The following is a 26,193-nucleotide window of genomic DNA, read 5'->3' as shown; positions in this document are numbered from 1 at the left end:
TTCCCACAGGCGGAGCCGGCGGCTTCCTACCCGGAGCCGGGCGGCCCGCCGACGGTTTCCGGCGCTCCCGCGCATCACGCTTTCCGATGCCGGTCCGGCAGTCGCAGCTCCTGCGATGGACGCCCGATAGGCTGACCCCATTCCCACACTGACCCCGAGGAAACACACGATGGACGAGAACAAGAAGCGCGCCCTGGCCGCCGCCCTGACCCAGATCGAGCGCCAGTTCGGCAAGGGCTCGGTGATGCGCATGGGCGACCGCGTCATCGAGGCGGTCGAGGCCATCCCGACCGGCTCGCTGATGCTGGACATCGCACTGGGCATCGGCGGCCTGCCCAAGGGCCGCGTGGTCGAGATCTACGGGCCGGAATCCTCGGGCAAGACCACCCTGACCCTGCAGGCCATCGCGCAGTGCCAGAAGAAGGGCGGCACCGCGGCCTTCATCGACGCCGAGCACGCGCTGGATCCGATCTACGCCGCCAAGCTGGGCGTCAACGTCGACGACCTGCTGCTGTCGCAGCCGGACACCGGCGAGCAGGCGCTGGAAATCGCCGACATGCTGGTGCGTTCGGGCTCGGTCGACATCGTGGTCATCGACTCGGTCGCCGCGCTGACGCCCAAGGCCGAGATCGAGGGCGAGATGGGCGACCAGCTGCCGGGCCTGCAGGCCCGCCTGATGAGCCAGGCGCTGCGCAAGCTGACCGGCAACATCAAGCGCTCCAACACCCTGGTGGTCTTCATCAACCAGTTGCGCATGAAGATCGGCGTGATGATGCCGGGCCAGAGCCCGGAAACCACCACCGGCGGCAACGCGCTGAAGTTCTACGCCTCGGTGCGCCTGGACATCCGCCGCATCGGCGCGATCAAGAAGGGCGACGAGATCATCGGCAACCAGACCAAGATCAAGGTGGTCAAGAACAAGCTGGCGCCTCCGTTCAAGCAGGTGGTCACCGAGATCCTGTACGGCGAGGGCATCAGCCGCGAGGGCGAGCTGATCGACATGGGCGTGGAGGCCAAGCTGGTCGAGAAGGCCGGCGCCTGGTACAGCTACGGCAGCGAGCGCATCGGCCAGGGCAAGGACAACGCCCGCACCTACCTGCGCGAGAACCCGGAACTGGCCGCCAAACTGGAAGCCGAACTGCGCGAGAAGTTCCAGCCGGCCGAAGCCTCGCGCGACGAGGCCCAGGACGGCGACGATTGAGCCGTTGCCGGGGAGGCGGGCGGGGTCAGTGACGACCGCCTCCCCGGCAGCCTCATCACCTCCGGCCAAGGAAGGTCACACGGGGACGGCTGCCGCACGTAATCCATCGCCATGACCGACGCACCGACATCCGACCCTGACCGCAAGCGCCGCCGTCGCCCCGAGCAGACGCCCGTGCAACGGGCGTTGGGCCTGCTGGTGCGGCGCGAACATTCACGGCGCGAACTGACCCGCAAGCTGCAAGTGCGCGGCGTCGAGGCCGAGCAGGCGCGGGTGGCGGTGGCGCGCCTGGCCGGCGAAGGCTGGCAGGACGATGCCCGTTTCGCCGAATTCATGGTTCGCAGCCGGGTCGGCAGCGGCTACGGGCCATTGCATATCCGGGCCGAACTGGCGACCCACGGCCTGGATCGCGAGGCCATCGACGCGGCGATGGCCAGTTTCGAGGGCGACTGGAACGCGCTGGCCCGTGAACTGGTCCGGCGGCGCTTCGGTTTCGGCGGGGAGCTGGAACCGGCGCAGCGCCGCAAAGCGGCCGACTGGCTGGCCAGGCGCGGTCACGACGGCGATGCCATCCGCGCGGCATTGTCCGGGGCGGGCATCGATGGCGACGAAGACTGAGGGAACCGCCAACCGCCCGGGCAAGTGCGCCATCCGCCCGCGGCCTTCACATGGCGGTGTGGTCCGGAAGCCCTGTACGGGAAGGGGAGCCTGCCCGGCAGCGGGACTGAACGCGGCGCGCCTGTTAATCTAGCCAGTTCGGGTTGCCTGTCCGGTCTTCCGCCCGCATCTTGCGGAGAGCGGGTGCCGCCGTGCGCCTTTCCAGCCCCTGCCAGACCATGACCAGTCCCTCCAGAATCAGCACCGAACAGCTTCGCAGCGACTTCCTCGAATTCTTCCGCGGCAAGGGCCACACCATCGTGCCGTCGGCCTCGCTGGTGCCGGGCAACGATCCGACCCTGCTGTTCACCAACTCCGGCATGGTCCAGTTCAAGGACGTGTTCCTGGGCGCGGAGAAGCGCAGCTACGTGCGCGCGGCCGACGTCCAGCGCTGCCTGCGCGCCGGCGGCAAGCACAACGACCTGGATTCGGTCGGCTATACCGCGCGCCACCACACCTTCTTCGAGATGCTGGGCAACTGGTCCTTCGGCGACTACTTCAAGAAGGACGCCATCGCCTGGGCGTGGGAACTGCTGACCCAGGTCTGGAAGCTGCCGCCCGAACGCCTGCTGGTCACCGTCTACCATACCGACGACGAGGCCTACGATCTGTGGCACGACATGATCGGCGTCCCGGCCGAGCGCATCGTCCGCATCGGCGACAACAAGGGCGCGCCGTTCGCCTCGGACAACTTCTGGCAGATGGCCGACACCGGCCCCTGCGGCCCGTGCACCGAGATCTTCTACGACCACGGCGAGCACATCGCCGGCGGCCCGCCGGGTTCGCCCGACGAGGACGGCGACCGCTTCATCGAGATCTGGAACCTGGTGTTCATGCAGTTCGACCGCCAGCCCGACGGCACCCTGATGCCGCTGCCGGCGCCCTGCGTGGACACCGGCATGGGCCTGGAGCGGCTGGCGGCGATCCTGCAGCACGTCCACACCAACTATGAAATCGACCTGTTCCAGGAACTGATCGCCAAGGCCGCCGAACTGACCGGCACCGCCGACCTGCAGAACAAGTCGCTGCGCGTGATCGCCGATCACATCCGCGCCTGCGCGTTCCTGATCGTCGACGGCGTGCTGCCGTCCAACGAGGGCCGCGGCTACGTGCTGCGCCGGATCATCCGCCGCGCCCTGCGCCACGGCTGGATGCTGGGCGTGCGCCAGCCGTTCTTCCACAGGATGGTGGACACGCTGTCGCAGCTGATGGGCCGTGCCTATCCGGAACTGCCGGCCGCGCAGCAGCTGGTCGAGCGCGCGCTGAAGGCCGAGGAGGAGCGTTTCGCCGAAACGCTGGACTCGGGCATGCGCATCTTCGACGAGATCGCGGCGCGCTCCACCGAGGCCATCGCCGGCATCGACGCGTTCCGGCTGTACGACACCTATGGTTTCCCGGTCGACCTGACCGCCGACATCGCCCGCGAACGCGGCCTGTCGGTGGACATGGCCGGCTTCGAGGCGGCGATGGCGCAGCAGCGCGAGACCGCGCGCGCGGCCGGCAAGTTCGCCTCCTCCGCCGGCCTGCCGGCCGAACTGGTCGCCCAGCTCACGCCGACCGGGTTCCTCGGCTACGACCAACTGCAATCCGACGATCTGCGCGTGCTCGCGCTGCTCAAGGACGGCCGCCCGGTCGAAGCGATCGCGCAGGGCGAGGAAGCGGTGGTGATCCTCGACCGCACGCCGTTCTACGCCGAGTCCGGCGGCCAGGTCGGCGATACCGGCACGCTGGCCGGCGCGGAAACCGAGTTCGAGGTGGCCGACACGCTGAAGTTCGCCGGCCAGTTCCACGGCCACGTCGGCCGGCTGGTGCGCGGCAGCCTGTCGCGCGGGCAGTCGCTGGCCGGCACGGTGGATGCGGCGCGCCGCGGCGCGACCATCCTCAACCACTCGGCCACCCACCTGCTGCACGCCGCACTGCGCGAGGTGCTCGGCACCCACGTGCAGCAGAAGGGCTCGCTGGTGGCGCCGGACCGCCTGCGCTTCGACTTCTCGCATTTCCAGCCGATGACCGCGGCCGAGACCGCCGAGATCGAGCGCCGCGTCAACGCCGAGATCCGCGCCAACCACGAGGCCGAAGTCCATCACATGGGCATGCAGGAAGCGCTGGACTTCGGCGCGATGGCGCTGTTCGGCGAGAAGTACGGCGAGCAGGTCCGCGTGCTGAAGATGGGCGGCTATTCGACCGAACTGTGCGGCGGCACCCACGTCGGCCGCACCGGCGACATCGGCCTGTTCAAGATCGTCGGCGAGGGTGGCGTGTCGGCCGGCGTGCGCCGCATCGAGGCGGTGACCGGGCAGGGCGCGCTGGACTACGTGGCCGCCGAGGAACGGCGGCTGGAGGAGGCGGCCACGCTGCTGGGCGGCAACGCCGGCGACGTGGTGGAGAAGATCCGCGCGTTGACCGAGCGGCAGAAGAAGCTCGAGCGCGAACTGGAAGCGGCCAGGGCCAAGGCGGCATCGGGCGCCACCGCCGATCTGGCGGGCGCAGCCGTCGAGGTGGCCGGCATCAGGATCCTGGCCGCGCGGCTGGAGGGTTTCGACGCCAAGGCCCTGCGCGAAGCCGTGGACCGGCTCAAGCAACAGCTGGGTGATGCCGTTATCGTCCTGGCAGGCGTTGCCGACGGCAAGGCCGCGCTGGTGGCGGGTGTCCACGGCGCGGCGGCCGGCCGGGTCAAGGCCGGGGAACTCCTGTCCCACGTTGCCAGTCAGATTGGCGGCAAGGGCGGCGGTCGCCCGGATCTTGCCCAGGGCGGCGGCGAGGATGGACCTGCCCTTGCGACTGCCCTGGCAGGCGTCGCGGGCTGGGTCGGCGAGCGCCTGGATTGACCGAAAGTACAGGCCTTGCGGTGGTTGCGGCCGCTGCTGCCTGCCAGCTACCATGGCTTTAACTAAATGAATGTAGTCGGAAGCAGGGAGGCGAGGATTGCGTCTCCGTGCATTCCCGGTTCCCTGGGAACCGACATACGGAGAACAGAAATGCTGATTTTGACCCGCCGTGTCGGCGAAACCCTGATGATCGGAGATTCGGTCACGGTGACTGTGCTCGGCGTGAAAGGCAACCAGGTGCGCATCGGCATCACCGCGCCCAAGGACGTCGCCGTGCACCGCGAGGAGATCTACCAGCGCATCCAGCGCGGCGAGGAAGCGCCTTCCGCCAGCGAGAACGCTTCGTCGGATTGAATTTTCGTTGCCGCATCTACGGCAAGCCGTTATCCTATGCGGCCGCCGCCAAGGGCAGCGGACAGCGACAAATCCGGAGTGATGCCCGAGTGGCCGAAGGGGCTCCCCTGCTAAGGGAGTATAGGGTCAAAAGCCTTATCGAGGGTTCGAATCCCTCTCACTCCGCCAGTTGTCGCCAGGCTTCAACACTGCAGTACCGGGAGCATTCCCTGCCCGATTTTCCATCGGGAAGGTGACGCTCCAGCGACGAGGCGGCCACAGGCTTCGCCGATTCTCAGGAACGATGTCTTGACGGATTCACACGCCATCAGGCAAAATTCCGCTTCTTACATACGCGCCCGTAGCTCAGCTGGATAGAGTACCTGGCTACGAACCAGGCGGTCGGGAGTTCGAATCTCTCCGGGCGCGCCATCATCGACACACAGGCCTGCGGCAAAACCGCAGGCCTGTGTGTTTTTGCGCGTGCGTTGCCGGAGATGGCCGCCAACCTGCTCCAACTGGCTCGGACCAGCCAGAAATGAGAGGCCGCTTCCTTGAGCTTAAAGAGACTTCATTCCGCGAGGCGGGATCCCGCGCTTTTGCTCTTGTTTCAACGCTAGAGGTCGTTGGGCCTCCGCCTTTGCGGGAACGGCAGGAGAAAACGTTCGAATCGGGAATGCTCTATAGCCATGAAGAGGTCAAGGCTGCTGAAGCAACCCTTGCCCTGAAGCAGGCGGGCAACGGCGCGACATGCGCAGGGAGAAGAAGTCGATGCCAGACTTTCCCCTTCGCTGTTGCATCAAGCGTCGAGACAAGTCGGCGGGATGTCGCTTCATGACAACAAAAGGCCCACTTTCGTGGGCCTTTTGTTGAGGGGGCCTATCCGCCGCATTCAGGGCCGCCGATGGGATTGTTGTCGCATCCGCATGAAATCTGGGAGATGACGTAATTGTTCGTGCGCACGCCAACCATGCTTGCCGGTCCTTCGCATGGAGCCCAATACTGACCAACCGTATCGCCGAATTCATCTACATAGTCGATCTGTATCGAATACTTGCGTGCGCCACTGGCTGAGAAAGAAGTCGCCGCCATGGCGACAAGAATGCCGAAAAGAATTCTTTTCTTCATGTTCCCTCCTTGGCCGCCTCATGCGGCGGGCCCTAATTACCACATTCTTGATTCGGGTTCAACAATGATTCTGATGCCTTGAATCAGCTTTTTCTGTCACGAAACGTCCTTGTTCCGGGCCAGCGGAAGCAGAAGACGGGGGGAGCCGTGGCTTGGCGGATTGCAGGCCGTTCCGGCCGGCCTTTTGCGTATGAATCGGAATGAAAGAACCCATAGCCGCCGATCAGTTTCACCTGCTGGCGTGGTCCGGGTCGAGGGATTCTCGGAGCATGAGGGGCGTGGAGCGCCTGGATGACGTATTCACCGGGGCATGGGCGCGCTCAAACCTTTCCCGCGATCGAACCGCTGTCGTCGTTTTGCTTGATGCGGACGAATGGCTGCCGGGACTTGCGCAGGCGGAACGATTGCTGGATCCGGAGGAACGCCAGCGGGTCTCGCGTCTCAGGAGAAGGAGCGATGCCATCCGCCGCACGCTCGGCTATGCGCTCAACCGCCTGGTACTGGGGCGGTTGCTGGATTGCGATCCGGAAAGGGTGCCGCTTTACCGCGATGCGCGTGGGGCGCCGCGGCTGGGAGGCGACGTCCGGGCGTGGGTCAGCCTGAGTCACGCGGACGAGCATTGCGCGATCGCGTTCTCGGGCGAAGGCGTGGTGGGGGTGGACATCGAGCCGGTCTCGCGCCGCGCGGACGTGGCCGGGATCGCGGAGTGGATCTGCCATCCCGACGAGTACGAGGCGTTGCGATCCTTGGCCGCCGGGCCGCGCGACAGCGCGCTGCTGGATCTGTGGGTGAGGAAGGAGGCGCTGCTGAAGGCGGCGGGAACCGGGTTGTCGATCGAGATGGCCGGTTTTACCGCGCCGCCGGACAGCACACTTGCCTTGCCCGACGGCACGCCGGCTTCCGTCGCCCTGCGCATGCTCGATACCGGCATGCGCACGGTCGCCGCCGCGGCGACGCCGGCGCATCAGCCTGTGCGCGTAGTCCGGCTGTCTCCGGACTGGCCGGATTCCGAGCCGTCTGCCGTTGACTGAACCAGTGGCCCGCTGCGGCGGTGCTTCGGTCGATACAGGTGAGTCGGGGGGGATAATGAAAGCCGTCAATTCAAGTCGCAAGTCCAAGGCGATCCGGACGCTGTGGCTGGTGGAAGCCGCCGTTGTCGTCTGCGCCGTCATCGTCTCGGCCTGGATACGCTTCCAGAACGATCCGGCGACGCACGGGGAGTTCTCCGAGTACGCGCTGCTGCGCGCATTACTGGTGGCGGTCTTTATCACCGGCGCGATGGCGGCCTTCGGCCTCTATCAGATCCACGTGCGCCACAATCGCCTGGACTTCGCCCTGCGCATCGTCCTGTCCTTCTTCTTCGGCGGGGCCGGGCTGCTGGTGATCTACTACCTGATCCCGCAGACCTACATCGGCCGCGGCGTGCTGGCGATGTCGCTGGCCTTCTCGCTGCTGGCGATCGTCGGCGTGCGTTTCGCGTCGATGCGCATCTTCAACATCGACGTGCTCAAGCAGCGCGTGCTCGTGCTGGGGGCGGGCAAGAACGCGGATCTGATCAACTCGCGCATGCGCCGGCAGGCGGACCGGCGGACGTTCACGATACTGGGTTTCGTGCCGGTCGCCGACCAGCCGGTCCAGGTGAGCGAGGAACTGCTGCTGCGCTCCGAACACGGGCTGGACCGGCTGATCGAGCAGTTGCAGATCGACGAGTTGGTGGTGGCGCCGGACGAGCGCCGCGGCGTGCTGCCGATGGAGGAGATGCTCAAGTGCGTCCAGCAGGGCGTGTCGATCGTCGACCTGTCCACGTTCTTCGAGCGCGAGGCCGGCACGGTGCAGCTCAACGTGGTGGATCCCTCCTGGCTGGTGTTCTCGGGAGGGTTCGACTATTCCGCGCCGCGCCGGTTGAGCAAGCGTTTCTTCGACCTGGTCGCCGCCTCCTTGCTGCTGTTGGTGGCCTGGCCGGTGATGCTGCTGGTCGGCCTGGCGATCTGGCTCGAATCGGGCGGCCCGGTGCTGTACCGGCAGACGCGGGTGGGCGAGCGCGGGCAGCACTTCGATCTGATCAAGTTCCGCAGCATGCGCCAGGACGCGGAGAAGGGCGGCGTGGCGATCTGGGCGAGCAAGAACGACGATCGCACTACCCGCGTCGGCAGGTTCATCCGCCTGACCCGCCTGGACGAGCTGCCGCAGCTGTTCTCGGTGCTGCGCGGCCACATGAGCTTCGTCGGCCCGCGCCCCGAGCGGCCGCACTTCGTCGACATGCTCAACGATCAGATCCGCTACTACGATGTGCGCCACTGCATGAAGCCGGGCCTGACCGGCTGGGCGCAGCTGCGCTATCCCTACGGCGCCTCGGTGCGCGATGCCGAGGAGAAGCTGAAGTTCGATCTGTTCTACGTCAAGAACCACGGCCTGGTTTTCGACGTGATGATCCTGCTGCAAACGGTGGAAGTGGTGTTGTTCGGGCGCGGGGCGCGCTGACGGCGCTAAGGTCGATCGGCGGGCGCGGGTGGCGGCCGCCGGGTGGCGGTCTTCAGCGGATACAGCGGCGAGCTGTGCCATTCGGCGAGGCGGCCGTCCTCGAAGCGCAGCCAGGAAGAACCGTATTCCCACAGCGATCCGTCGATGCGCGAGGGTTTTCCCTGCACGGCGAGGACGGTGGCCATGTCCATGCCCGGCGCCAGGTGCAGGCGATCGAGGGGCGCCGGCTCGGAACGCACGCCGCGCGCCGGCGCGATGTCCGGCGAAGGATCCGAGGGGGCCGCCGGCTGCCATTCCGAGAGACCGACGTAGCCGGCCGCGGCCAGCAGTCCCACCCATAGCAGCCAGTTGCGGCCGGAACGGCCATCCGGCGCGCCGGAATGCGCGGAAGGAACCCGGTTGGCCGGCATCCGGCCGTGCGCGTGGGCATCGGCCACCGGGCGCTGCGCGCTGGCGCCCGGCAGGCGGCCATGCCGGCGATGGAACTGGATGGCCATGCGGTACGAGGCGATCAGGCGGACGAGCTGGGCCTGCGCTTCCTCGCCGTCGGCGCCGCCGCGATCCGGATGCAGTTCCGACACCCGCTTGCGATACGCATGCTTGAGTGCCTCGAGCGTGCAGTCCGAGGTCAGGCCCAGTTGCGAATAGAGATGGGAGAAATCGGATTCCATCGCGGCCGAATCTTAGCCTGCGACCGGCGCGCGTGTCGTGCGGGCCAGTGCGGTGGAACCGATCGCCGTCGGCGTCAGCCGGGAACGGGCAGGGCCGCGCCGACGATTTCCAGCACGCGCTTCCTTTGAGCCTCGATGAAGAAGTGGCCGCCCTCCAGCACGTGGGAAGCGAAGGCGGCGCGCGTCTCGTGCCGCCAGCCATCGGTCTGGTCCGGGGGCGTGGTGGGATCGTCGCGGCCGGCGAGCATCGTGATCGGGCAATCGAGCGGCGCGCCCGTCTGGTAGGCGTAGCTGTCCAGCAGCGCGACGTCGGCGCGCAGGATCGGCGCCACCAGCTCGCGGATCTCCGGATGCGAGAGGCTGGTGGCGAGGCTGCCGTAGCGCCGGTCCAGCGCCTCCAGCAGGGCCTCGTCGCTCAACGCGGCGGCACCGTGCGCGTGCGCATCGCCGCCGCCGGGCCAGGGACGGCCCGAGACGAACAGGTGCCTGGGCGTCGCCGGACGCTGCGCCTGCATCCAGCGCGCCAGTTCGAAGGCGATCAGCGCGCCCAGGCTGTGGCCGAACAGGACGGTGGGCTGCATCGGCAACGCCGCGACCGCCGCCGTCAGCGCCTCCATCATCGGCCGCCACCGTGCGTACGGCGCTTCGCCCAGTCTGTCCTCGCGCGCCGGCAACTGCACCGCGTAGGTTTCGACATGCGCCGGCAACGCATCGGCCCAGCCCCGATACGCGCCGGCACCCGCGCCGGCGAAGGGCACGCACAGCAGGCGCGTGCGCGCCATCGGGCGCGGAGCCAAGCATTTGAGGCGGATCGTCATGCGTTGTCCTGTATCGCGGGCGATGTGCGTTCGGGTCTGTATATCACGCAATCCCCACATGCGGCCTTCCGGTCGAGGCGCGCCGCGATGAGGAGCGGACGGCTGTCCGCGAACCCGGGGAATCCGCGTTGGACGGCATCGGAACAGGGGAGAACACGTGGCGCGACGGTGGGTGAAAGGCATGCGGCAGACGGCCGGCAACGGGCTTTCGGGTCGCGGACGCGCAGGCAGGCGGTTCGTGGCGGCGGCGGCAGGAGGCGCCCGCTGATGGACGCAAGGCCGATGCTGACGCTGTGCGGTACCTACACGCTGGATCCGGTCGCGCGCGTCGTCGACTACTGGATCGATTTCCTCGGCCTGCCCGCCGGCATCGCGCTCGCGCCGTACGCGCAGCTGTTCCAGCAGATGCTGGATCCGGCGAGCGAGTTCAGGCGCAACCGCAACGGCGCCAACGTGGTGTGCGTGCGCTGGGAGGACCTGCTGCCGCGCCGTGCGGGGGCGGCGCGCGAGCCCGACTGGAGCGCGATCGAATCCTGCGTGACCGAGCTGGCCTCGGCGCTGGCTTCCTTTGAGCATGCCGTTCCCTGCCTGGTGCTGGTGGGCCCGACGAGCGCCGACGGCGAAGCCGCCGGGGACCCCTGCGCGGCACTGGCCGCGCGGCTGGCCCAGGTGCCGTACGTGTCGGTCGAGGATGGCGCGCGGGCGATGCGGCGCTACCGCGTCGGCCAGGTGGCCGATCCTGCGTCCGACCGTTTTGGCCACGTCCCCTACACGCCGGAGGCGCTGGCCGCGCTCGGCACCACCGTCGCACGCTGGCATGCGGCCATGCAGCGCCGGCCGGTGAAGGTGATCGCGGTCGATGGCGATCACACGCTGTGGGGCGGCGTGGTCGCCGAGAACGGCGTGCAGGGCGTGCGCATGGATCCTCCCTACCTGGCCTTGCAGGGCGCGCTGGCGGCGCAGAACGACGCCGGGCGCCTGATCTGCCTGCTCAGCAAGAACGACGAGCGCGACGTGCGCGATCTGTTCGCCGCGCATCCGCAGATGCCGCTGCGGTGGTCGCACCTGGTGGCCCAGCGGGTGGACTGGAACCCCAAGCCCGGCAACCTGCGCGAGATCGTCGCGGGCCTGGAACTGGGGCTGGACAGCGTGGTGTTCCTCGACGACAACCCGGTCGAATGCGCGCAGATGCGCGCGCAATGCCCGGCGACGATGACGGTGCGGGTGCCGACCGAACCGGAGCGGCTGGCCGCCTTCGTCGATCACCTGTGGCTGTTCGACCAGCCGCAGGTCACCGAAGAAGACCGCAAGCGCGCGGCGATGTACCGCGAGAACGCCTCGCGGGCCGAACTGCGCCGCGATTCGCAGACCTTGCAGTCGTTCCTGGACGGGCTGGAACTGGTGGTGGAGATCGAGCCGCCGAGCGCGGACGAAGTCGCGCGGCTGGCGCAACTGACCCAGCGCACCAACCAGTTCAACGCCAGCCTGATCCGCCACCAGGGCGGCGACGTCTGCCCGGAAGGGGCCGATGCGCTGCATCGCGCGGTCCGCGCCCGCGATCGCTTCGGCGACTACGGCATCGTCGGCCAGATCCGCGCCCGCGCCCGCGCCGGCTGCCTGGAAGTGGACCTGTTCATGCTGAGCTGCCGCGCGCTCGGCCGCGGCATCGAGCACCGCATGCTCGCCGCCGTCGGCGCGCACGCGCAGGCCTGCGGGCTGGAGCGGATCGCCGTGCTGTACCGCAGGGGCGATCGCAACCTGCCGGTGCGGCGCTTCCTCGAATCGGTGTTCGCCACCGAGGCCGACGACGACTCGATGTGGTTCGCGATGCCGGCCGCCGAGGCGGCGAAGGTGTCGCTGGATACTTCCGCCCAGGGCTGGGACGAGCGCGATGCCGCGCCCGCGCCGGTGGCCGAGGGCGAGCGCGCCGGCCCGCCGGCCGCCGATCCCGGCGCGCTGTACGAGCGCATCGCCCACGACATGACCACCGCCGCGGCGATCGAGCAGGCGATTTCCGCGCGCATCGCGCCGCGGCCGGACATCGCGGTCGGCTTCATCGCGCCGGCGCCGGGCATGGAGCGCGACATCGCCGCGATATGGCGGCAGGTGCTGCGGATGGAGACGGTGGGCGCGCACGACCGCTTCCAGGAGCTGGGCGGCAAGTCCATCCACCTGGTCCAGGTGCACAAGCTGCTGCTGGAGCGGCTGCACGTGGACGTCGACATCACCACGCTGTTCCAGCATCCGACGGTCGCCTCGCTGGCGGCCCATCTTTCGATGCGCGCCGACGGGCGCAAGACCCTGGACGCGGCGCAGCAGCGCGGCGCCAGGATGCGCGAGGCGCGCGCACGCGCGGCGAAGAACGCGGGAGTCAGGGCATGAATCAGGACGGCATCGCGATCGTGGGCATGGCGGGGCGCTTTCCGGGCGCCGCCGACGTGGAGGCCTTCTGGTCGAACATCAGGAACGGGGTGGAGTCGGTCACCCGCTTCGACCCTTCCGAGCTGGACATCCCGGCCGAGGCGATGAGCCAGGACGATCCGAACACGCGCTTCGTCTGCGCCAAGGGCATCCTCGACGACGTCGACATGTTCGACGCCAGGTTCTTCGGCTACCTGCCGCGCGAGGCGGAGCTGATGGATCCGCAGCACCGGGTGTTCCTGGAGCTGTGCTCGGACGCGATCGAGAACGCGGGCTACGACGCGCAGCGCTATCCGGGCGCGATCGGCGTCTACGCCGGGTGCTACATGGATACCTATCTCATGTGGAACCTGTGCTCGGATCCGAAGTTCCTGGCGCGCTTCATCGAGTCGATCCAGGTCGGCTCGCTGCAGACCGAACTGGGCAACGACAAGGACTACCTGGCCACGCGGGTGGCCTTCAAGCTCGGCCTGCGCGGCCCGGCGATGACCTTGCAGACCGCGTGCTCGACCTCGCTGGTCGCCATCGCCACCGCCTGCCAGAGCCTGGCCTCCTACCAGTGCGACATGGCGCTGGCCGGCGGCGTGACCATCGTGCTGCCGCAGAAGAAGGGATACTTCTACAAGGAAGGCGGCATGCTCTCGCCGGACGGCCACTGCCGCACCTTCGACGAGCAGGCGGCCGGCACGGTGTTCAGCAACGGCGCGGCGGTGCTGCTGCTCAAGCGCCTGGCCGACGCGATCGAGGACGGCGACACCGTCTACGCGGTCGTCCGCGGCTACGCCACCAACAACGACGGCGCCGGCAAGGTCAGCTACACCGCGCCGAGCGTGGACGGGCAGGCCGAGGTCATCTCGATGGCGCTGGCGATGGGCGACGTCGACGCGCGCACGATCGGCTACGTGGAGGCGCACGGCACGGCCACGCCGATGGGCGACCCGATCGAGATCGCCGGCCTCACCACCGCCTACCGCAGCCACGGCGACGCGACCGGCTACTGCGCCATCGGTTCGGTGAAGTCCAACCTGGGCCACCTCGACGTCGCTTCCGGCGCGATCGGCCTGATCAAGACGGCGCTGTCGGTGCACGAGGGCGTGCTGCCGCCCTCGATCAACTTCACCCGGCCCAACCCGAAGATCGATTTCGCGCAGACGCCGTTCTACGTGAACACCGAGCTGCGCCCCTGGCCACAGGCCGAGTGGCCGCGCCGCGCCGGCGTCAGCTCGTTCGGCGTCGGCGGCACCAATGCGCACGTGGTGATCGAGCAGGCGCCGGCGTTGCCGCCGACCACGCGCGGCCGTTCGCATTCGCTGCTGCTGTTGTCCGCGCGCAGCGAGCAGGCGCTGGCGGCGCAGGCCGGGCGGCTGGCGGCGTTCCTGGAGGCGCGGCCGGAGATCGCGCTGGAGGACGTGGCCTACACGTTGCAGGTCGGCCGCCGGCAGTTCGAGTACCGCCGCATCGTCGTCGCCGAAAGCGTGGCCGACGCGGTGGCCCGGCTGCGCGCCGCGCCCGCGCCCGGCGAGCAGGCGAGGTTGCAGGCGTCGGCGCCGGAAGTGGCGTTCATGTTCCCGGGACAGGGCGCGCAGTATCCGGGCATGGCGCGCGAGTTGTACGCCGCCGAGCCGGTGTTCCGCCAGACTCTGGATCGCTGCTGCGACGCGCTGCACGGCGCCGGCCGCGACCAGGACCCGCGCTCCCTGCTGCTGTGGAATCCGGCCGAATCGCCGCTGGACGCCGAGCAGGCCGGCGCGGCGCTGGCGCAGACCCGGATCGCGCAGCCGGCGATCTTCGCGATGGAGACGGCGCTGTCGGCGCTGCTCGACAGCTGGGGCATCCGCCCGCGCAAGGCGCTGGGACACAGCGTCGGCGAGTTCGCCGCGGCCTGCGTGGCCGGCGTGTTCGAAGTCGAGGACGCGATGCGGCTGGTCGCCGCGCGCGGCCGCCTGATGCAGGCGCAGCCGCCGGGCAGGATGCTGGCGCTGCGCGCGCCGGCCGAGCGCGTCCAGGCGCTGTTGCCGGCGGACGTGTCGATCGCGGCGATCAACGCGCCGGAACTGGTCGTGGCCAGCGGGCCGTCCGCCTCCATCGAGGCGCTCGCCGCGGCCGCGGCGCGGCAGGACATCGGGACCACGCCGCTGGTGACCTCGCACGCCTACCACTCGCCGATGATGGCGCCGGCGCGCGCGCCGCTGGTCGACGCGGTGGCCGCGGTCGCGCGCAGGCCGGCCGGGGTCGCGCTGGTGTCCACCGCGCATGGCCGCGAAGCGGATGCGGACCGGTGGTGCGAGCCGGACTACTGGGGCGAGCAGTTGATGTCGCCGGTGCGCTTCGCCGACAGCGTGGCGGTGGCCGCGCAGGGCGAGGCGCTGCTGCTGGAAGTGGGGCCGGGACGCACGCTGACCACGCTCGCGCGCCAGTGCCTGCCGCGCGAGGCGTCGGCGACGGCGCTGCCCTGCCTGGGGCCGGTGCAGGCGCCGGGTTCGGACATGCGCAACGTGTTGCAGGCGCTGGGACAGCTGTGGCTGGCGGGCGCCGAGCCCGACTGGCACGCGTTCCAGTCGGGGCAGCGCCGCCGCATCGCGCTGCCGACCTATCCGTTCGAGCGCAAGCGCTTCTGGGTGCAGCCTTCGCCGCTGGCCGGACAGGCGCCGCGCGCGAGCGAGGCGGCGGCCGCGCCGGCGGAATCCGCGGCGCAGCCCGCAGCGGCCGCCACTGCCGCGCAATCCGGATTCGCCGACGACGCAGAGCGCCTGATCCGGCAGCAGTTGGCCTTGATCGCCGAGCAGATAGGCGCCCTGGGCGGGGCCGGTTCCGGCGGTCGATGACGTTCACTCGCATACAGCGCAACGAAATTCAGGAGAACATGATGGGGAAGGTGGATCAGCTCAGGGTGCAGCGGATCGTGGAGCGCCTGCGGGCCGTGGCTGCGGACCTGTCGGGCCATGCCCCGGCCGATCTGGTCGAGAACGCCACGTTCCTCGATCTCGGGTTCGACTCGCTGTTCCTGACCCAGCTGGCGTCGGCGTTCCAGGGCGAATACGGCGTCAGGATCACGTTCCGGCAACTGTTCGACGAACTGCCGACGATACGCGCCCTGGCCGAGCATCTCGATCGCCAGCTGCCGCCGGACGCGCCGGTGGAAACCGCGGCGGAAACGCCGGCAGCGGCGGCCGCGGCCGTGGCTGCGCCGGTCGCCGTCGCGATCGCCGGGAGCGCGGCGCCGGCCGAGCGCCAGGCGCCGCCGGAGATCCCGACGCAGCCGCCCGTGGCCGCGATGCCGCCGCCGGCCGGCGAGGGGCTGCAAGGCGTCATGGCGCAGCAACTGGCGCTGATGTCCCAGCAGATCCAGTTGCTGCAATCGCTGCGCGGCGGAGCGGCAGCCGCCCCGTCCGCATCCGTGTCCGCGGCCGCACCGGTGGCGCAGAAGCCCGCGGCCAGCGCGGACGCCAAGCCGGCGGCCGTTCCTGCCGCCGCGTCCGCTGCGACCGCACCGGCCGCCAAGCCGGAGATGCCCAAGGGCTTCGGCCCGCAGGTCAGCCGCGAGGAGCGCGTGCTGACCCGCCGCCAGCGCGAGCACATCCAGCGGCTGACCGCGCGCTACAACGCCAAGACGATGGGCTCCAAGCTCAGCACGCAGGCGCACCGGCCGCACCATGCCGATCCGCGCACCGCGGCCGGCTTCAACCGGCTGTGGAAGGAGATGGTCTACCCGATCGTGATCGATCGCTCGACCGGCTGCCACCTGCAGGACATCGACGGCAACAAGTACATCGACATCCTCAACGGCTTCGGCCCGAACTTCCTCGGCCACAGTCCGCCGTTCGTGTCCGAGGCGCTGAAGGCGCAGATCGATCGCGGCATCGAGGTCGGGCCGCAGACGCCGCTGGCCGGCGAGGCGGCCAAGCTGTTCTGCGAACTGACCAGCATGGACCGGGTGAGCTGGGTCAACACCGGCTCGGAGGCGGTGCAGGCGGCGATCCGGCTGGCGCGCACCTATACCGGGCGCAATAAGATCGTGGTGTTCTCCGGCGACTACCACGGCAACTTCGACGAGGTGCTGGTGCGCGTCACCAAGACCGCCGACGGCCGGCGCACCTTCCCGCTGGCGCCGGGCATCCCGTTCCGCGCGGTCGAGGACGTGCTGGTGCTCGACTACGGCGAGGAGGAGTCGCTGGACATCATCCGCAAGCACGCCGGCGAGATCGCCGCGGTGCTGGTGGAGCCGGTGCAGAGCCGCAGGCCGGACTTCCAGCCGCGCGAGTTCCTGCACGCGCTGCGCGCGCTGACCGAGCAGGAGGAGATCCTGCTGGTGTTCGACGAGGTCATCACCGGCTTCCGCATCTGCCCCGGCGGCGCGCAGGAGTACTACGGCGTCGAGGCCGACCTGGCGACCTACGGCAAGATCATCGGCGGCGGCATGCCGATCGGCGTGGTGGCCGGGCGCGCGCGCTTCATGGACACCTTCGACGGCGGCCAGTGGCAGTACGGCGACGATTCCTTCCCGGCGGCGGGCGTGACCTTCTTCGCCGGCACCTTCGTACGCCATCCGCTGGCCATCGCGGCGGTGCACGCGACCCTGCAATACCTCAAGGCGCAGGGCCCGGCGTTGCAGGAGGCGGTGAACCGGCGCACCACCCGCCTGACCACCGAGCTGAACCAGTTCTTCAAGGAACGCGGCCTCAGGATCCACATCCCGCACTTCGCCTCGCAGATGTTCATCCGCGTGCAGGAGGAAGGCGAACTGGCGACGCTGCTGTTCTACCACCTGCGCGATCGCGGCATCCACGTGCTGGAGAACTTCCCCAGCTACATGACCGCCGCGCATACCGACGAGGACGTGGACCGCATCATCGCCGCCTTCAAGGACAGCGTGCTGGAGATGCAGGCCGACGGCATCCTGCCGCGGCCGGCCGGCGAACAGGGGCAGCCCCCGGCGTGGCGGCACAGCCTGCCGCTGACCGCGGGCCAGCGCGAGGTGTGGTTCGCCTCGCAGATGGACGACATGGCCAGCTGCGCGTTCAACGAATCGGATTCTGTGCGGATAGAAGGGCCGCTGGACGCCGGGCGCTTCATCGCCGCGGTCGAGGCCGCGCTGGGCGAGCAGGAGGCGTTCCGCTACCGCATCGACGAGGACGGCGCCCGCCAGTGGGTCGACGAGCAGGCTCGGTTCGAGGTGCCACTGGCCGATCTCTCGCACCTGGCCGAGGACGAGCGCGCCGCGCACGTCGAGGCGCTGCTGGAGCGGCAGGCGCTGACGCCGTTCGATCTGCAGCGTGGCCCGCTGGTGCGCGCGCAGCTGTTCCGCCTGGCGGCGGATTCGCACCTGTTCGTCATCTACTGCCACCACATCGTGTTCGACGGCTACTCATCCGAGATCCTGATGCGCCGGATCGCCGAGATCTATGGTTCGGGCGGCCAGGCGGACAGCGAGGCCGCGACCGCGGTGCCCTACAGCGTGTACGCCTGGCGCATGGCTTCCACCGCCGATGCGGCCTCGGCCGACGCTGCGCTGGACTACTGGCGTAGCGTCTACGCCGACCTGCCGGCGCCGCTGGACCTGCCCACCGACCGACCGCGCAAGCCCGTGCGCAGCTACCGCGGCGCCACGCTGCATCGCGCGCTCGACGCCGGGCTGTCGCGGTCGCTGCGCGACACCGCCAAGTCGCTGCGCACCAGCCTCAACGTGGTGTTGCTGTCGGCGTTCCAGACGCTGCTGTCGCGGCTGACCACGCAGGAGGACATCGTGCTCGGCGTGCCGGTGGCCGGCCAGGCGCGCACCGGGCTGGAAACGGTGGGCTATTGCGTCAACGCGCTGCCGCTGCGCGCGGCGGTCGAGCACGACAAGCCGTTCTCGCAGCTGGCCGGCGAGACCCAGCGCAACCTGTTCGACGCGTTCGAGCGCCAGGAAGCCTCGCTGGGCGCCATCGTCAACGCGCTGGAGATCCCGCGCGATCCGAGCCTGCTGCCGCTGGTGGAGGTCATCTTCAACTACAGCGGCTACTTCTCGCGGCTGGAACTGCCCGGCTGCAAGGTGGAGACGCACGAGAACGCCCGCCGCGCGATCTACTTCGACATGTTCTTCAACATCATCGAGTCCGACGGCCGCCTGGTGATCGACTGGGACTACGGCAGCGACCTGTTCGACGAGCAGACCATCGCGCGCTGGGCCGACCACTACATCGAGCTGCTCAAGGGCGTCGCCGCCGATGCCGCGCAGGCGGTCGGCGATCTCCCGCTGATGTCCGAAGCGCAGCAGGCGACCGCGGTGGCCGGATGGGGGCGGCGGTGAGTGCGGCCGCGCAGGAGGCCATGCCCGACCTGGACCAGCGCGTCGATGCGCTGATCTCGGCGCAGGCGCGGCGCACGCCCGACGCCGTCGCCGTGATCGGCGGCGGCCGCTCGCTGAGCTACGCGGAACTGGAGCGGTCGAGCGACCGCGTCGCGGCCGGGCTGCGCGCGCAGGGCGTCGGCCGCGGCGCGCTGGTCGGCATCCACCTGGACCGCTCGGTGGACATGCTGCTGGCGGTGATTGCGGTGATGAAGGCTGGCGGCGCGTACGTCCCGCTGGATCCGGAATTCCCACCGGATCGGCTGCGCCACATGATCGCCGACTCGGGGCTGGCGTTCGTGATCAGCGAGCCGTCGCTGGCCGCGGTCGCGCCGGAAGGCGCGTACCGCAGGCTGGAAATCGCGGAACTGCTGGCCGGCGACGCGCGCATGCCGACGGAAGCGGCCGCGCCGGGCGAACCGGCCGGCGGTGGCGACCTGGCCTACGTGCTGTACACCTCCGGTTCCACCGGCCTGCCGAAGGGCGTGGCGATCGAGCACCGCAACGTCGTCAACTTCCTCGCCAGCATGTGCGAGGAACCGGGCATCGCCGCGGGCGAGCGCCTGCTCGCGGTGACCACGCTTTCCTTCGACATCGCCGGGCTGGAGCTGTACCTGCCGCTGATCGCCGGTGCCACGGTGGTGATCGCCGAGCGCGAGGAGGCGATCGACGGCGAGGCGCTGCGCCGGCTGCTGGACGAGCACCGCATCGATCTCATGCAGGCCACGCCCAGCAGTTGGCGGTTGCTGATCGAGGCGGGCTGGCCGGGGACGGCGGGATTCCGCGCGCTGTGCGGCGGCGAGGCGCTGCCGCTGGACCTGGCCGCGGCGCTGGCCGCGCGCTGCGAAGCGGTGTGGAACCTGTACGGACCGACCGAGACCACCATCTGGTCCAGCCTGTTCCGGGTGCCGGAGGACGGATCGCGCGCGCTGATCGGCCGGCCGATCGCCAACACGCGCATCTACGTGCTCGACAAGGCCGGCCTGCCGGTGCCGACCGGCATCCCCGGCGAGATCTGCATCGCCAGCGCCGGCGTGGCGCGCGGCTACCTCAACCGCCCGGAGCTGACCGCCGAGAAGTTCGTGCCGGATCCCTTCGCGCAGTCGCCGGACGAGCGCATGTACCGCACCGGCGACCAGGGCCGCTACCTAGCCGACGGCAACCTGGAATACCGCAGCCGCCTGGACGGGCAGATCAAGATCCGCGGCTACCGCATCGAACTGGGCGAGATCGAGCACACGCTGATGGCCTTCCCGGGCCTCAAGCGCGCGGTCGTCAGCGCGCGCGAGGATCGTCCCGGCGACGTCCGGCTGGTGGCCTACGTGGTCGCCGAGGCCGGCGCGATCGAGCGCGACGCGCTGCTGGCGCACCTGCGTTCGCGGCTGCCGCACTACATGGTGCCGCAGCATGTCGAGCCGATCGACGAGATTCCGCTGCTGCCCAACGGCAAGGTCGATCGCAAGGCGCTGCCGCCGCCCTCTGCGCAGCCGTTCGCCGCTTCCGCCGATGGCGCGCGGGCGACGGTGGCCGATCCCAGGCTCGACGAACCGCGAGTCGCCTACCTGGCCGGCGTGTGGTCGGAGTTGCTCGGCACCGAAGCCGGCGCCGACGACAACTTCTTCGATCTGGGCGGCCACTCGATGCTGGCGGTGCAGATGGCCAACCGGGTCGCGCGCGAGACCGGCGTGCGCCTGAAGCTGCTGGCCCTGGCCACGCAGAGCCTGGCGCAGGCGGCGGCGATGCTGCCCGCCGCGCCGGAAGCCGAGGGAGCTGCGCGGCAGGGGCCGGGCCGGACCAGCGGACTGCGCGGCTATCTCGAACGGCTGCTCGGGAGGGGAAGCCATGATCGCGATGCGGTCTGACGCGGCGACGAATCCGGGCGCGCGCCCGGAGGGATACGGTGCGGCTTGCGACACGTGATGCACGCGGGACTGATCCCCGGCTACTTCGGCCCGGCTTCGCGGCGTCTGTTCGGTGCATACCATCCCGCGACGGGAACCGCGCGCGCCGCCGTCCTGCTGTGCGCGCCGCTGCTGCACGAGCACGTACGCAGCTACCGCTTCTTCGCGCAGGTGGCGGCGGAGCTGGCCGGGCAGGGACTGGCCTGCCTGCGCTTCGACTACTTCGGCAGCGGCGATTCGGCGGGGGACGATCGTGATTTCCTGCCGGATGCGACCGCGCAGGATCTGCTGCTGGCCGCCGGCGAGCTGCGCCGGCGCGCGGGCGAGGCGCCGTTGATCCTGCTGGCCGTGCGCGGCGCGGCGCTGTTCGCCTGCCGCGACGCGGCGGCGTGCGGCGCGGACGCGCTGTGGCTGTGGCAGCCGGTGACCGATGGCGCGGACTACCTGCGCCGGCTTCAACGGCGGGACCGCGCCGAGTCGGAATCGCGCGAGCGCTACCCGCTGCGGCGCGGTGGAACGGCCGCGCTGCGGCAGGGATTGATGGGCTTTTCCGTATCCGAGGATTTCCCGGATCAGATGGCCCGCTTGCAGGCACGGCTTCCCGCGGGCATCCCCACGACGGTGCTCGACGCCGAAGGGCGCGCGCATCCGCCCGGCAGCCGGTTCATCACCCTGCCGGAAACGGTGACCCGCTGGGAAGAGGAAATCGAGCTGGCCGACATGATCCCGCAACGCGATGCGCAGCCCGCCTTGCGCGAACTCGTCGCCGGGCTGCGCGAGGAGGCGGTGCATGGATGAGGTCGTCGCCCTCGACGGCGGCCGCGGCTACGGCCTGCTGACCCGCGCGTGCGGACCGGCGCGCGGCCGCACGGTGGTGCTGTTCAACGCGGGACTGATCCACCGGATCGGGCCGTTCCGGTTGCACGTGCGCCTGGCGCGGGAACTGGCCGATGCGGGATTCGACGTCTTCCGCTTCGATCTCCCGCGCATCGGCGACGCGCCGCCAGGCACCCATGCCGGCCACGTCGAGGCGGCGCAGGAAGCGCTCGACGCGTTGCAGGAGATCACCGGCAACCGCGAGTTCGTCGTCGGCGGGATATGCAGCGCGGCCGATCTGGGCTGGCGCCTGGCCACGCAGGATCGGCGCGTGACCGGGCTCTTCATGCTGGACGGGATCGCGGTGCGCAACCGCTGGTTCCGGCTGGGGCAACTGGGCGTGCTGCTGCGCCGGACGCCGCTGGACTGGCCGGGGATGATCGCGCGTTTCTTCAGGGCGCGCGGCGACGACCAGCCGGGCCTGCTGGACTACCGCGACTGGCCGGACCGCGACGCGTTCGAACGCGAACTCGCCGGCCTGATCGAGCGCGGCGTGCGGATACTCGCGCTGTACACCGGCGGCGTCTCCTATTACCTGCTGCATCGCCGCCAGATCGACGCCACCTTCGGGCGGCTGCGCTGCCATCCCTCCCTGCAATGCGACTTCCTGCCGGAGCTCGACCACATCCTGTTCTCGCCTGCCGAACGCGCGAGTATCGTGAGCCGCCTATGCCGATGGTCCATCACGCTGTGAGGCGCATCCGCCTGCGGGAGCCGGCATGACGGCCGCCGCCACGCAGGGCGCGCCGACGCCGCTGTACGCGCGCACGTCGGCGCGTCCGCCGAGGGTGGTGCTGCTCGCCCCGCGGGTGGCGCCGCGCTGGATCGAAAGCTGGATCGCGCTGGCCGCGGAGAGCGGCGATCTCGACGTGCGGGTGCTGCGCGTCGAGCCGTTGTCCTGCCGCAGGCGCAGCCTGCCGCTGGAGCTGCTGCTGTTCCTGCGCGCCGAACGGTGGCTGGTGGGCTGGTACCTGCGCATCCTGCGCAGGGAGAGCCGCAGCCCGCTGGCGCCGGTATCGCTCGCCTGCCGGGACGAGGACGTCCATCGGGTGAAGGAGGGCGACGTCACGGCGCTGGAGGCGGCGCTGCAGCGGCTGGAGCCTGACGTGATCCTCATCGCCGGGCAGCCGGAATGGGCGCGGCGGATCGAACGGCACGCGCGGCACGGCGTCTGGACCCTGGGCGGCGACCTGCTGGATCCGCTGCGCGCCGGCGTCGGCCTGATCGCCCCGATCGTCGAGAAGCACAGCGCGTATCCCATCGGGCTGGCGCTGGCGCAGGACGATGGCCTGGCGCGCGAACTGGCCTCGGGCTGGGGCGCGACCCGCGCGGTCTCCTTCAACCAGCACCGCGATCAGGCGTTCATGAAGCTGCCGGCGATGCTGTCGCGCGCGCTGCGGCGGCGGATCGCCGAGGACTGCGCGCCCGGCACGGGCGGCGAACTGCGGCTGTCGCCCGCGCGCGCTTCGCTGCCGTTCGCGTCGGGGACGCGCGCCTTCGCCATCGGCGTGGGCCTGCTGGCGCAATCGCGATCGCGCAGGCGCCGCAACGATCTGCCCTGGTTCGTCACCGTCCGGCAGGACGCGGCGCCGCTGGATCCGCAGGCGCCGGGAATGGGCGCCGTGCGCAACCTGGTGGCGCCGGGCCTGGACTACTGGGCCGATCCCTTCCCGGTGGTGGTGGACGGGCGGCGCCTGATCTTCGTCGAGGAATATGTCGACCGCGATCGCAAGGGCGTCATCGTCTGCCTGGAACTGCACGCCGACGGCACGGCGCTGCGCCTGGGCGTGGTGCTGGACGAAGCCCGCCACCTGTCCTATCCGCGGGTCTTCCGCTGGCAGGACCGCTGGTACATGACGGTCGAGTCCTGCGAGGCCGGGCGCGTCAGCCTGTACACGACCCGGGATTTCCCGCATGGCTGGGAACGCGCGACCGACATCGTCAGCGGCCGCGTCTGCGTCGATCCGACGCTGCACCATCACCAGGGCCACTGGTACCTGTTCGGCAACATTTCCGAGAGCGGCGCCAGTCCCTCGGACGAACTGTTCCTGTTCGTGGCGGAGGACCTGCACGGCCCCTTCCGGCCGCATCCGGCCAATCCGATCGTCACCGACGTCAGGTGCGCGCGGCCCGCGGGCAGCGTCTTCGAGCATGGGGGGCGGTTGTTCCGTCCTTCCCAATGCTGCGCGCCGTTGTACGGAACCGCCGTGGTGTTCAACGAGATCCTCGAACTCACCCCCGACGCCTACGCCGAGCGCCAGGTCTCCCGGCTGGACGCGCGGTGGGCCGAGGATCTGGATGGCTGCCACACCTACAACCGCTGCGATGACCTGGAAGTGCTCGACGCGCATGGTCGTCCCTCCAGTCAGGGCCGCGTCGAAGTGACGCATCCGGTCGGTGGCCGGCGTTCCGGCGATGCCCGCTTGTCATCGCCGATGCAATGGCTGTTCGCGGCTTCGATGTGGCCGTGGTGCCTGTAGGAAGGACGGGGGCTTCCCTACTCCCGGCATGGATGCCTTTCTCCCATTCGGGAGAATGGACGCCGCGCGAAACGGGCATGGGTTTTCCACGGATCACCCAGTCCGGAAGGCGCTCCGGATCTTGAGGGCGTATTTTCCGGATTTGGCGAGGGTATAAAAAACCGGCCATGCAAGCATGGCCGGATCTGAAAAGAGTGTATCGATATTTGCTGGGTGGAGATCAGTAAAGACTGTCTTCCTTATCCTCTTCGTCGTCGGGAGCGAACGCATTGGGCAGCAGGCGGGCGCCGGGCAGGGACCACAGCGCAGCCTTCACCGCCGGCCGGCTGAGCAGCAGCTTGCGGGCCGCGGCCACGGCACCATCGACGATGCGCGTGCCACGCGGGACGAAGCCACTGGACGCCGTCACCGTCCCTGACTGCGCGTCGATCTGCTGGCTGGCGACCGTGCGCCCGGTCGTGTTCAGCAGCGGGGGCAGATTGCCGCCCGTGGTCCGGCTGCTGGTGGGCGGTGGCGGCGGTGGCGGCGGAGGTGGTGGCGGTGGCGGAGGTGGCGGTTCCGGCGGCGGCGGCGGATTGCTACCGCCGGGCAGTGCGCCCTGCGGAATGTGCACGATGTAGGTGTCGATGTTGTTGGCGTCGTTGACGCCCCAGTTGCTGTTGAACGCGATGCGGGTGAAGTCGCGGCTCACCGTGGCGTGCGGTTCTGAGAAGTAGCCGCCGGCCGACTCGGCGCGACGCGTGTAGGCCACCGCGTAGACGCGCGGATTGGCCTTCAGCTCGACGACGTAGATCTTGTTGGTGAACCACGGCCAACTGCCGTCGCGCGAGGCGGTGGTCGCGTAGGTGCTCCAGACCATCCAGCCCGGCTTGTTGAAGCCCTTGCCGGAGAAGTGCATCGCCGCGGCCGCGCCGTTGGCGTAGCTGGGGAACAGTACCGTGCGCGGGCAGACCGGCGCACTGGTGGCGCTGGCGGCGACCGCGGGGCAGGCGTCGATGTCGGTGAAGAACACGTCGCCGGCCGAACTCTGGTAGTCCACGGCCACGTAGTAGTCCTGGCCATCGGGACCCAATGCCAGATCCGAGTGTTCGCTCTTGTTGTGCAGCTTCTTCTTCTTGGTGAAGTCGGGCGACCAGGCCCAGGTGCCGGTGCTGTCGGAGGAGGTCACGAACCAGCGGCCGGCGGCCGACATGCTGGAATGATCGGGACGGCTGCCGTCCTGCCGGCTGCCGACCAGGCGGTTTTCCTGGAGATCCCAGACCATGTAGCCCAGCAGCCCGAAATTCGCGTTCTCGACCTGGAAGCCCCAGTAGCGGCCGTCGGCGGAGGGCGAACCTTCCGACTTGGTCCAGATGTGGCGCGCGGTCGAACCCCAGGAAGGCAGCTTGCCGGCGAAATCGGCGGCGATGCTGTGGGTATTGGTGCGCACGTCCAGCTTCAGCAGCTTGGTGCCGCCGTTGGTGGTCACGTAGTAGAGGCTGTTGGGATCGGTCGGATGCCAGTGTGGCTCGGCATCGCCGGCCATGTGGAATTCCGAGGAGATCGAAGCATTGGCAACCTTGGGCGAAAGCTTGCGCAGGTGCTTCAGCGTGTTGGCGTCGTAGAGATGCCACCAGCCGTCGTTCGAGTAGACGATGAAGTAGGTGTTGTTGGCGTTGAAGGCCTGCCGGCGCGAATAGTCGTTGCGCGCGAAGGTCACCGGATCCTCGGCGTCGTGCGCGGTGGCGCGGACCAGGCAGGTGTTGAAGTTGGGCTCCTTCAGCACCGTACCCTTGGCGGGCTTGGCCAGGACCGGCATGGCCGGGTTGACCTTGCCCTGCGCGAGCAGGAAACCGGAGGAATAGAAGGAATTGCAGACGCCCAGCGACTGGGCCGAGGCCAGCGGCGAGAACAGGCCCAATGGAGCGGCGAGCAGCGCCGACAGGGCCAGGTTGCGTGGAAGGCAGGTGTACGGGTATGAAATCATTCTACGAACGGCTCCTGTCGGCCGTTGGAAATCCGATGGAATTGGCAGGCCCCCCTGTCCGGTTCGAAGTCTATACTACGTTTAGTGGGCTGCTGATAATTGGC

General features: G+C 69.4%; 17 protein-coding genes, 2 tRNA genes and 1 pseudogene. 15 read left to right on the top strand and 5 right to left on the bottom strand.

The genetic code is table 11. The features are described 5' to 3' along the window. The first annotated feature begins 169 nt into the window (after positions 1–169). The 6 genes from recA to AAG688_RS12055 all read left to right on the top strand — a co-directional run bounded on the left by recA (position 170) and on the right by AAG688_RS12055 (position 5,451). A complete protein-coding gene (gene recA / locus AAG688_RS12080) occupies positions 170–1,201 on the top strand; it encodes a recombinase RecA (RefSeq protein ID WP_411832488.1) in 1,032 nt (343 codons plus the stop codon). A gap of 111 nt (positions 1,202–1,312) precedes the next feature. Next, complete coding sequence (gene recX, locus AAG688_RS12075) at positions 1,313–1,819, top strand: recombination regulator RecX (protein ID WP_411832487.1); 507 nt, start codon at positions 1,313–1,315, stop codon at positions 1,817–1,819. Between the two features lie 218 nt (positions 1,820–2,037). Next, a complete protein-coding gene (gene alaS, locus AAG688_RS12070; protein WP_411832486.1) occupies positions 2,038–4,686 on the top strand; it encodes an alanine--tRNA ligase in 2,649 nt (882 codons plus the stop codon). A gap of 150 nt (positions 4,687–4,836) precedes the next feature. Continuing rightward, positions 4,837–5,040, top strand: a complete 204-nt coding sequence (gene csrA, locus AAG688_RS12065; RefSeq protein ID WP_411832485.1) for a carbon storage regulator CsrA — start codon at positions 4,837–4,839, stop codon at positions 5,038–5,040. A gap of 75 nt (positions 5,041–5,115) precedes the next feature. After that, positions 5,116–5,208: transfer RNA gene (locus AAG688_RS12060), tRNA-Ser, on the top strand. A 166-nt stretch (positions 5,209–5,374) separates the two neighbouring features. Next, positions 5,375–5,451 (top strand) — tRNA-Arg (locus AAG688_RS12055). 447 nt (positions 5,452–5,898) lie between these two features. On the opposite strand, the gene AAG688_RS12050 is transcribed toward AAG688_RS12055, so the two are convergent. Further along, a complete protein-coding gene (locus AAG688_RS12050; RefSeq protein WP_411832484.1) occupies positions 5,899–6,147 on the bottom strand; it encodes a DUF6289 family protein in 249 nt (82 codons plus the stop codon). A 278-nt stretch (positions 6,148–6,425) separates the two neighbouring features. Here AAG688_RS12050 and AAG688_RS12045 point away from each other — a divergent pair, with 278 nt between their 5' ends. Then, positions 6,426–7,178 (top strand): 4'-phosphopantetheinyl transferase family protein, encoded by a 753-nt coding sequence (locus AAG688_RS12045; RefSeq protein ID WP_411832483.1) that lies wholly within the window; start codon positions 6,426–6,428, stop codon positions 7,176–7,178. Positions 7,179–7,233: 55 nt separating this feature from the next. Further along, positions 7,234–8,628, top strand: coding sequence for a TIGR03013 family XrtA/PEP-CTERM system glycosyltransferase (locus AAG688_RS12040; RefSeq protein ID WP_411832482.1), 1,395 nt, complete (start codon positions 7,234–7,236; stop codon positions 8,626–8,628). A 5-nt stretch (positions 8,629–8,633) separates the two neighbouring features. Here AAG688_RS12040 and AAG688_RS12035 read toward each other — a convergent pair whose 3' ends face one another. Next, a complete protein-coding gene (locus tag AAG688_RS12035; RefSeq protein WP_411832481.1) occupies positions 8,634–9,299 on the bottom strand; it encodes a J domain-containing protein in 666 nt (221 codons plus the stop codon). Positions 9,300–9,373: 74 nt separating this feature from the next. Beyond that, positions 9,374–10,117 carry a thioesterase II family protein gene (locus AAG688_RS12030; RefSeq protein ID WP_411832480.1) on the bottom strand — a complete coding sequence of 248 codons (744 nt, stop codon included), beginning with the start codon at positions 10,115–10,117 and terminating at the stop codon, positions 9,374–9,376. Positions 10,118–10,384: 267 nt separating this feature from the next. Here AAG688_RS12030 and AAG688_RS12025 point away from each other — a divergent pair, with 267 nt between their 5' ends. The 7 genes and pseudogenes from AAG688_RS12025 (at position 10,385) to AAG688_RS11995 (ending at position 22,337) form a co-directional block, all read left to right on the top strand. Next, a complete protein-coding gene (locus AAG688_RS12025) occupies positions 10,385–12,499 on the top strand; it encodes an HAD-IIIC family phosphatase (RefSeq protein WP_411832479.1) in 2,115 nt (704 codons plus the stop codon). Further along, positions 12,496–13,218, top strand: a pseudogene (locus AAG688_RS12020) (beta-ketoacyl synthase N-terminal-like domain-containing protein); the annotation flags it as partial. The gene AAG688_RS12025 and the pseudogene AAG688_RS12020, both read left to right, overlap by 4 nt. Before the next feature lie 9 nt (positions 13,219–13,227). Next, positions 13,228–15,363 (top strand): type I polyketide synthase, encoded by a 2,136-nt coding sequence (locus AAG688_RS12015; protein ID WP_411834997.1) that lies wholly within the window; start codon positions 13,228–13,230, stop codon positions 15,361–15,363. Positions 15,364–15,404: 41 nt separating this feature from the next. Beyond that, positions 15,405–18,827: an aminotransferase class III-fold pyridoxal phosphate-dependent enzyme gene (locus AAG688_RS12010; RefSeq protein ID WP_411832478.1), complete on the top strand. Its 3,423-nt coding sequence runs from the start codon at positions 15,405–15,407 to the stop codon at positions 18,825–18,827. A 20-nt stretch (positions 18,828–18,847) separates the two neighbouring features. Beyond that, a complete protein-coding gene (locus tag AAG688_RS12005) occupies positions 18,848–20,728 on the top strand; it encodes a non-ribosomal peptide synthetase (RefSeq protein ID WP_411832477.1) in 1,881 nt (626 codons plus the stop codon). A 57-nt stretch (positions 20,729–20,785) separates the two neighbouring features. Next, positions 20,786–21,565 carry a hypothetical protein gene (locus tag AAG688_RS12000; protein ID WP_411832476.1) on the top strand — a complete coding sequence of 260 codons (780 nt, stop codon included), beginning with the start codon at positions 20,786–20,788 and terminating at the stop codon, positions 21,563–21,565. Next, positions 21,558–22,337: an alpha/beta fold hydrolase gene (locus AAG688_RS11995; protein ID WP_411832475.1), complete on the top strand. Its 780-nt coding sequence runs from the start codon at positions 21,558–21,560 to the stop codon at positions 22,335–22,337. Before AAG688_RS12000 ends, AAG688_RS11995 begins: the two co-directional genes overlap by 8 nt. Before the next feature lie 1,284 nt (positions 22,338–23,621). Here AAG688_RS11995 and AAG688_RS11990 read toward each other — a convergent pair. Together AAG688_RS11990 and AAG688_RS11985 are read right to left on the bottom strand one after the other, a co-directional pair. Further along, positions 23,622–23,753 (bottom strand): lipoprotein, encoded by a 132-nt coding sequence (locus tag AAG688_RS11990; protein ID WP_411834996.1) that lies wholly within the window; start codon positions 23,751–23,753, stop codon positions 23,622–23,624. Between the two features lie 590 nt (positions 23,754–24,343). Next, positions 24,344–26,089 carry a hypothetical protein gene (locus AAG688_RS11985; RefSeq protein ID WP_411832474.1) on the bottom strand — a complete coding sequence of 582 codons (1,746 nt, stop codon included), beginning with the start codon at positions 26,087–26,089 and terminating at the stop codon, positions 24,344–24,346. Between the last annotated feature and the right edge of the window lie 104 nt (positions 26,090–26,193).

The organism is Pseudoxanthomonas mexicana, assembly GCF_046736355.1.
GTDB classification, from domain to species: Bacteria; Pseudomonadota; Gammaproteobacteria; order Xanthomonadales; family Xanthomonadaceae; genus Pseudoxanthomonas_A; species Pseudoxanthomonas_A mexicana_B.
The sequence above is the reverse complement of the archived record's forward strand: the minus strand, read 5'-3'. Positions and strand labels throughout refer to the sequence as shown.

Coding starts and splice junctions, on each gene's coding strand:
- recA (WP_411832488.1), top strand. CDS start 170: ATGGACGAGAACAAGAAGCGCGCCCTGGCCGCCGCCCTGACCCAGATC.
- recX (WP_411832487.1), top strand. CDS start 1,313: ATGACCGACGCACCGACATCCGACCCTGACCGCAAGCGCCGCCGTCGC.
- alaS (WP_411832486.1), top strand. CDS start 2,038: ATGACCAGTCCCTCCAGAATCAGCACCGAACAGCTTCGCAGCGACTTC.
- csrA (WP_411832485.1), top strand. CDS start 4,837: ATGCTGATTTTGACCCGCCGTGTCGGCGAAACCCTGATGATCGGAGAT.
- AAG688_RS12050 (WP_411832484.1), bottom strand. CDS start 6,147: ATGAAGAAAAGAATTCTTTTCGGCATTCTTGTCGCCATGGCGGCGACT.
- AAG688_RS12040 (WP_411832482.1), top strand. CDS start 7,234: ATGAAAGCCGTCAATTCAAGTCGCAAGTCCAAGGCGATCCGGACGCTG.
- AAG688_RS12035 (WP_411832481.1), bottom strand. CDS start 9,299: ATGGAATCCGATTTCTCCCATCTCTATTCGCAACTGGGCCTGACCTCG.
- AAG688_RS12030 (WP_411832480.1), bottom strand. CDS start 10,117: ATGACGATCCGCCTCAAATGCTTGGCTCCGCGCCCGATGGCGCGCACG.
- AAG688_RS12025 (WP_411832479.1), top strand. CDS start 10,385: ATGGACGCAAGGCCGATGCTGACGCTGTGCGGTACCTACACGCTGGAT.
- AAG688_RS12010 (WP_411832478.1), top strand. CDS start 15,405: ATGGGGAAGGTGGATCAGCTCAGGGTGCAGCGGATCGTGGAGCGCCTG.
- AAG688_RS12005 (WP_411832477.1), top strand. CDS start 18,848: ATGCCCGACCTGGACCAGCGCGTCGATGCGCTGATCTCGGCGCAGGCG.
- AAG688_RS12000 (WP_411832476.1), top strand. CDS start 20,786: ATGCACGCGGGACTGATCCCCGGCTACTTCGGCCCGGCTTCGCGGCGT.
- AAG688_RS11995 (WP_411832475.1), top strand. CDS start 21,558: ATGGATGAGGTCGTCGCCCTCGACGGCGGCCGCGGCTACGGCCTGCTG.
- AAG688_RS11985 (WP_411832474.1), bottom strand. CDS start 26,089: ATGATTTCATACCCGTACACCTGCCTTCCACGCAACCTGGCCCTGTCG.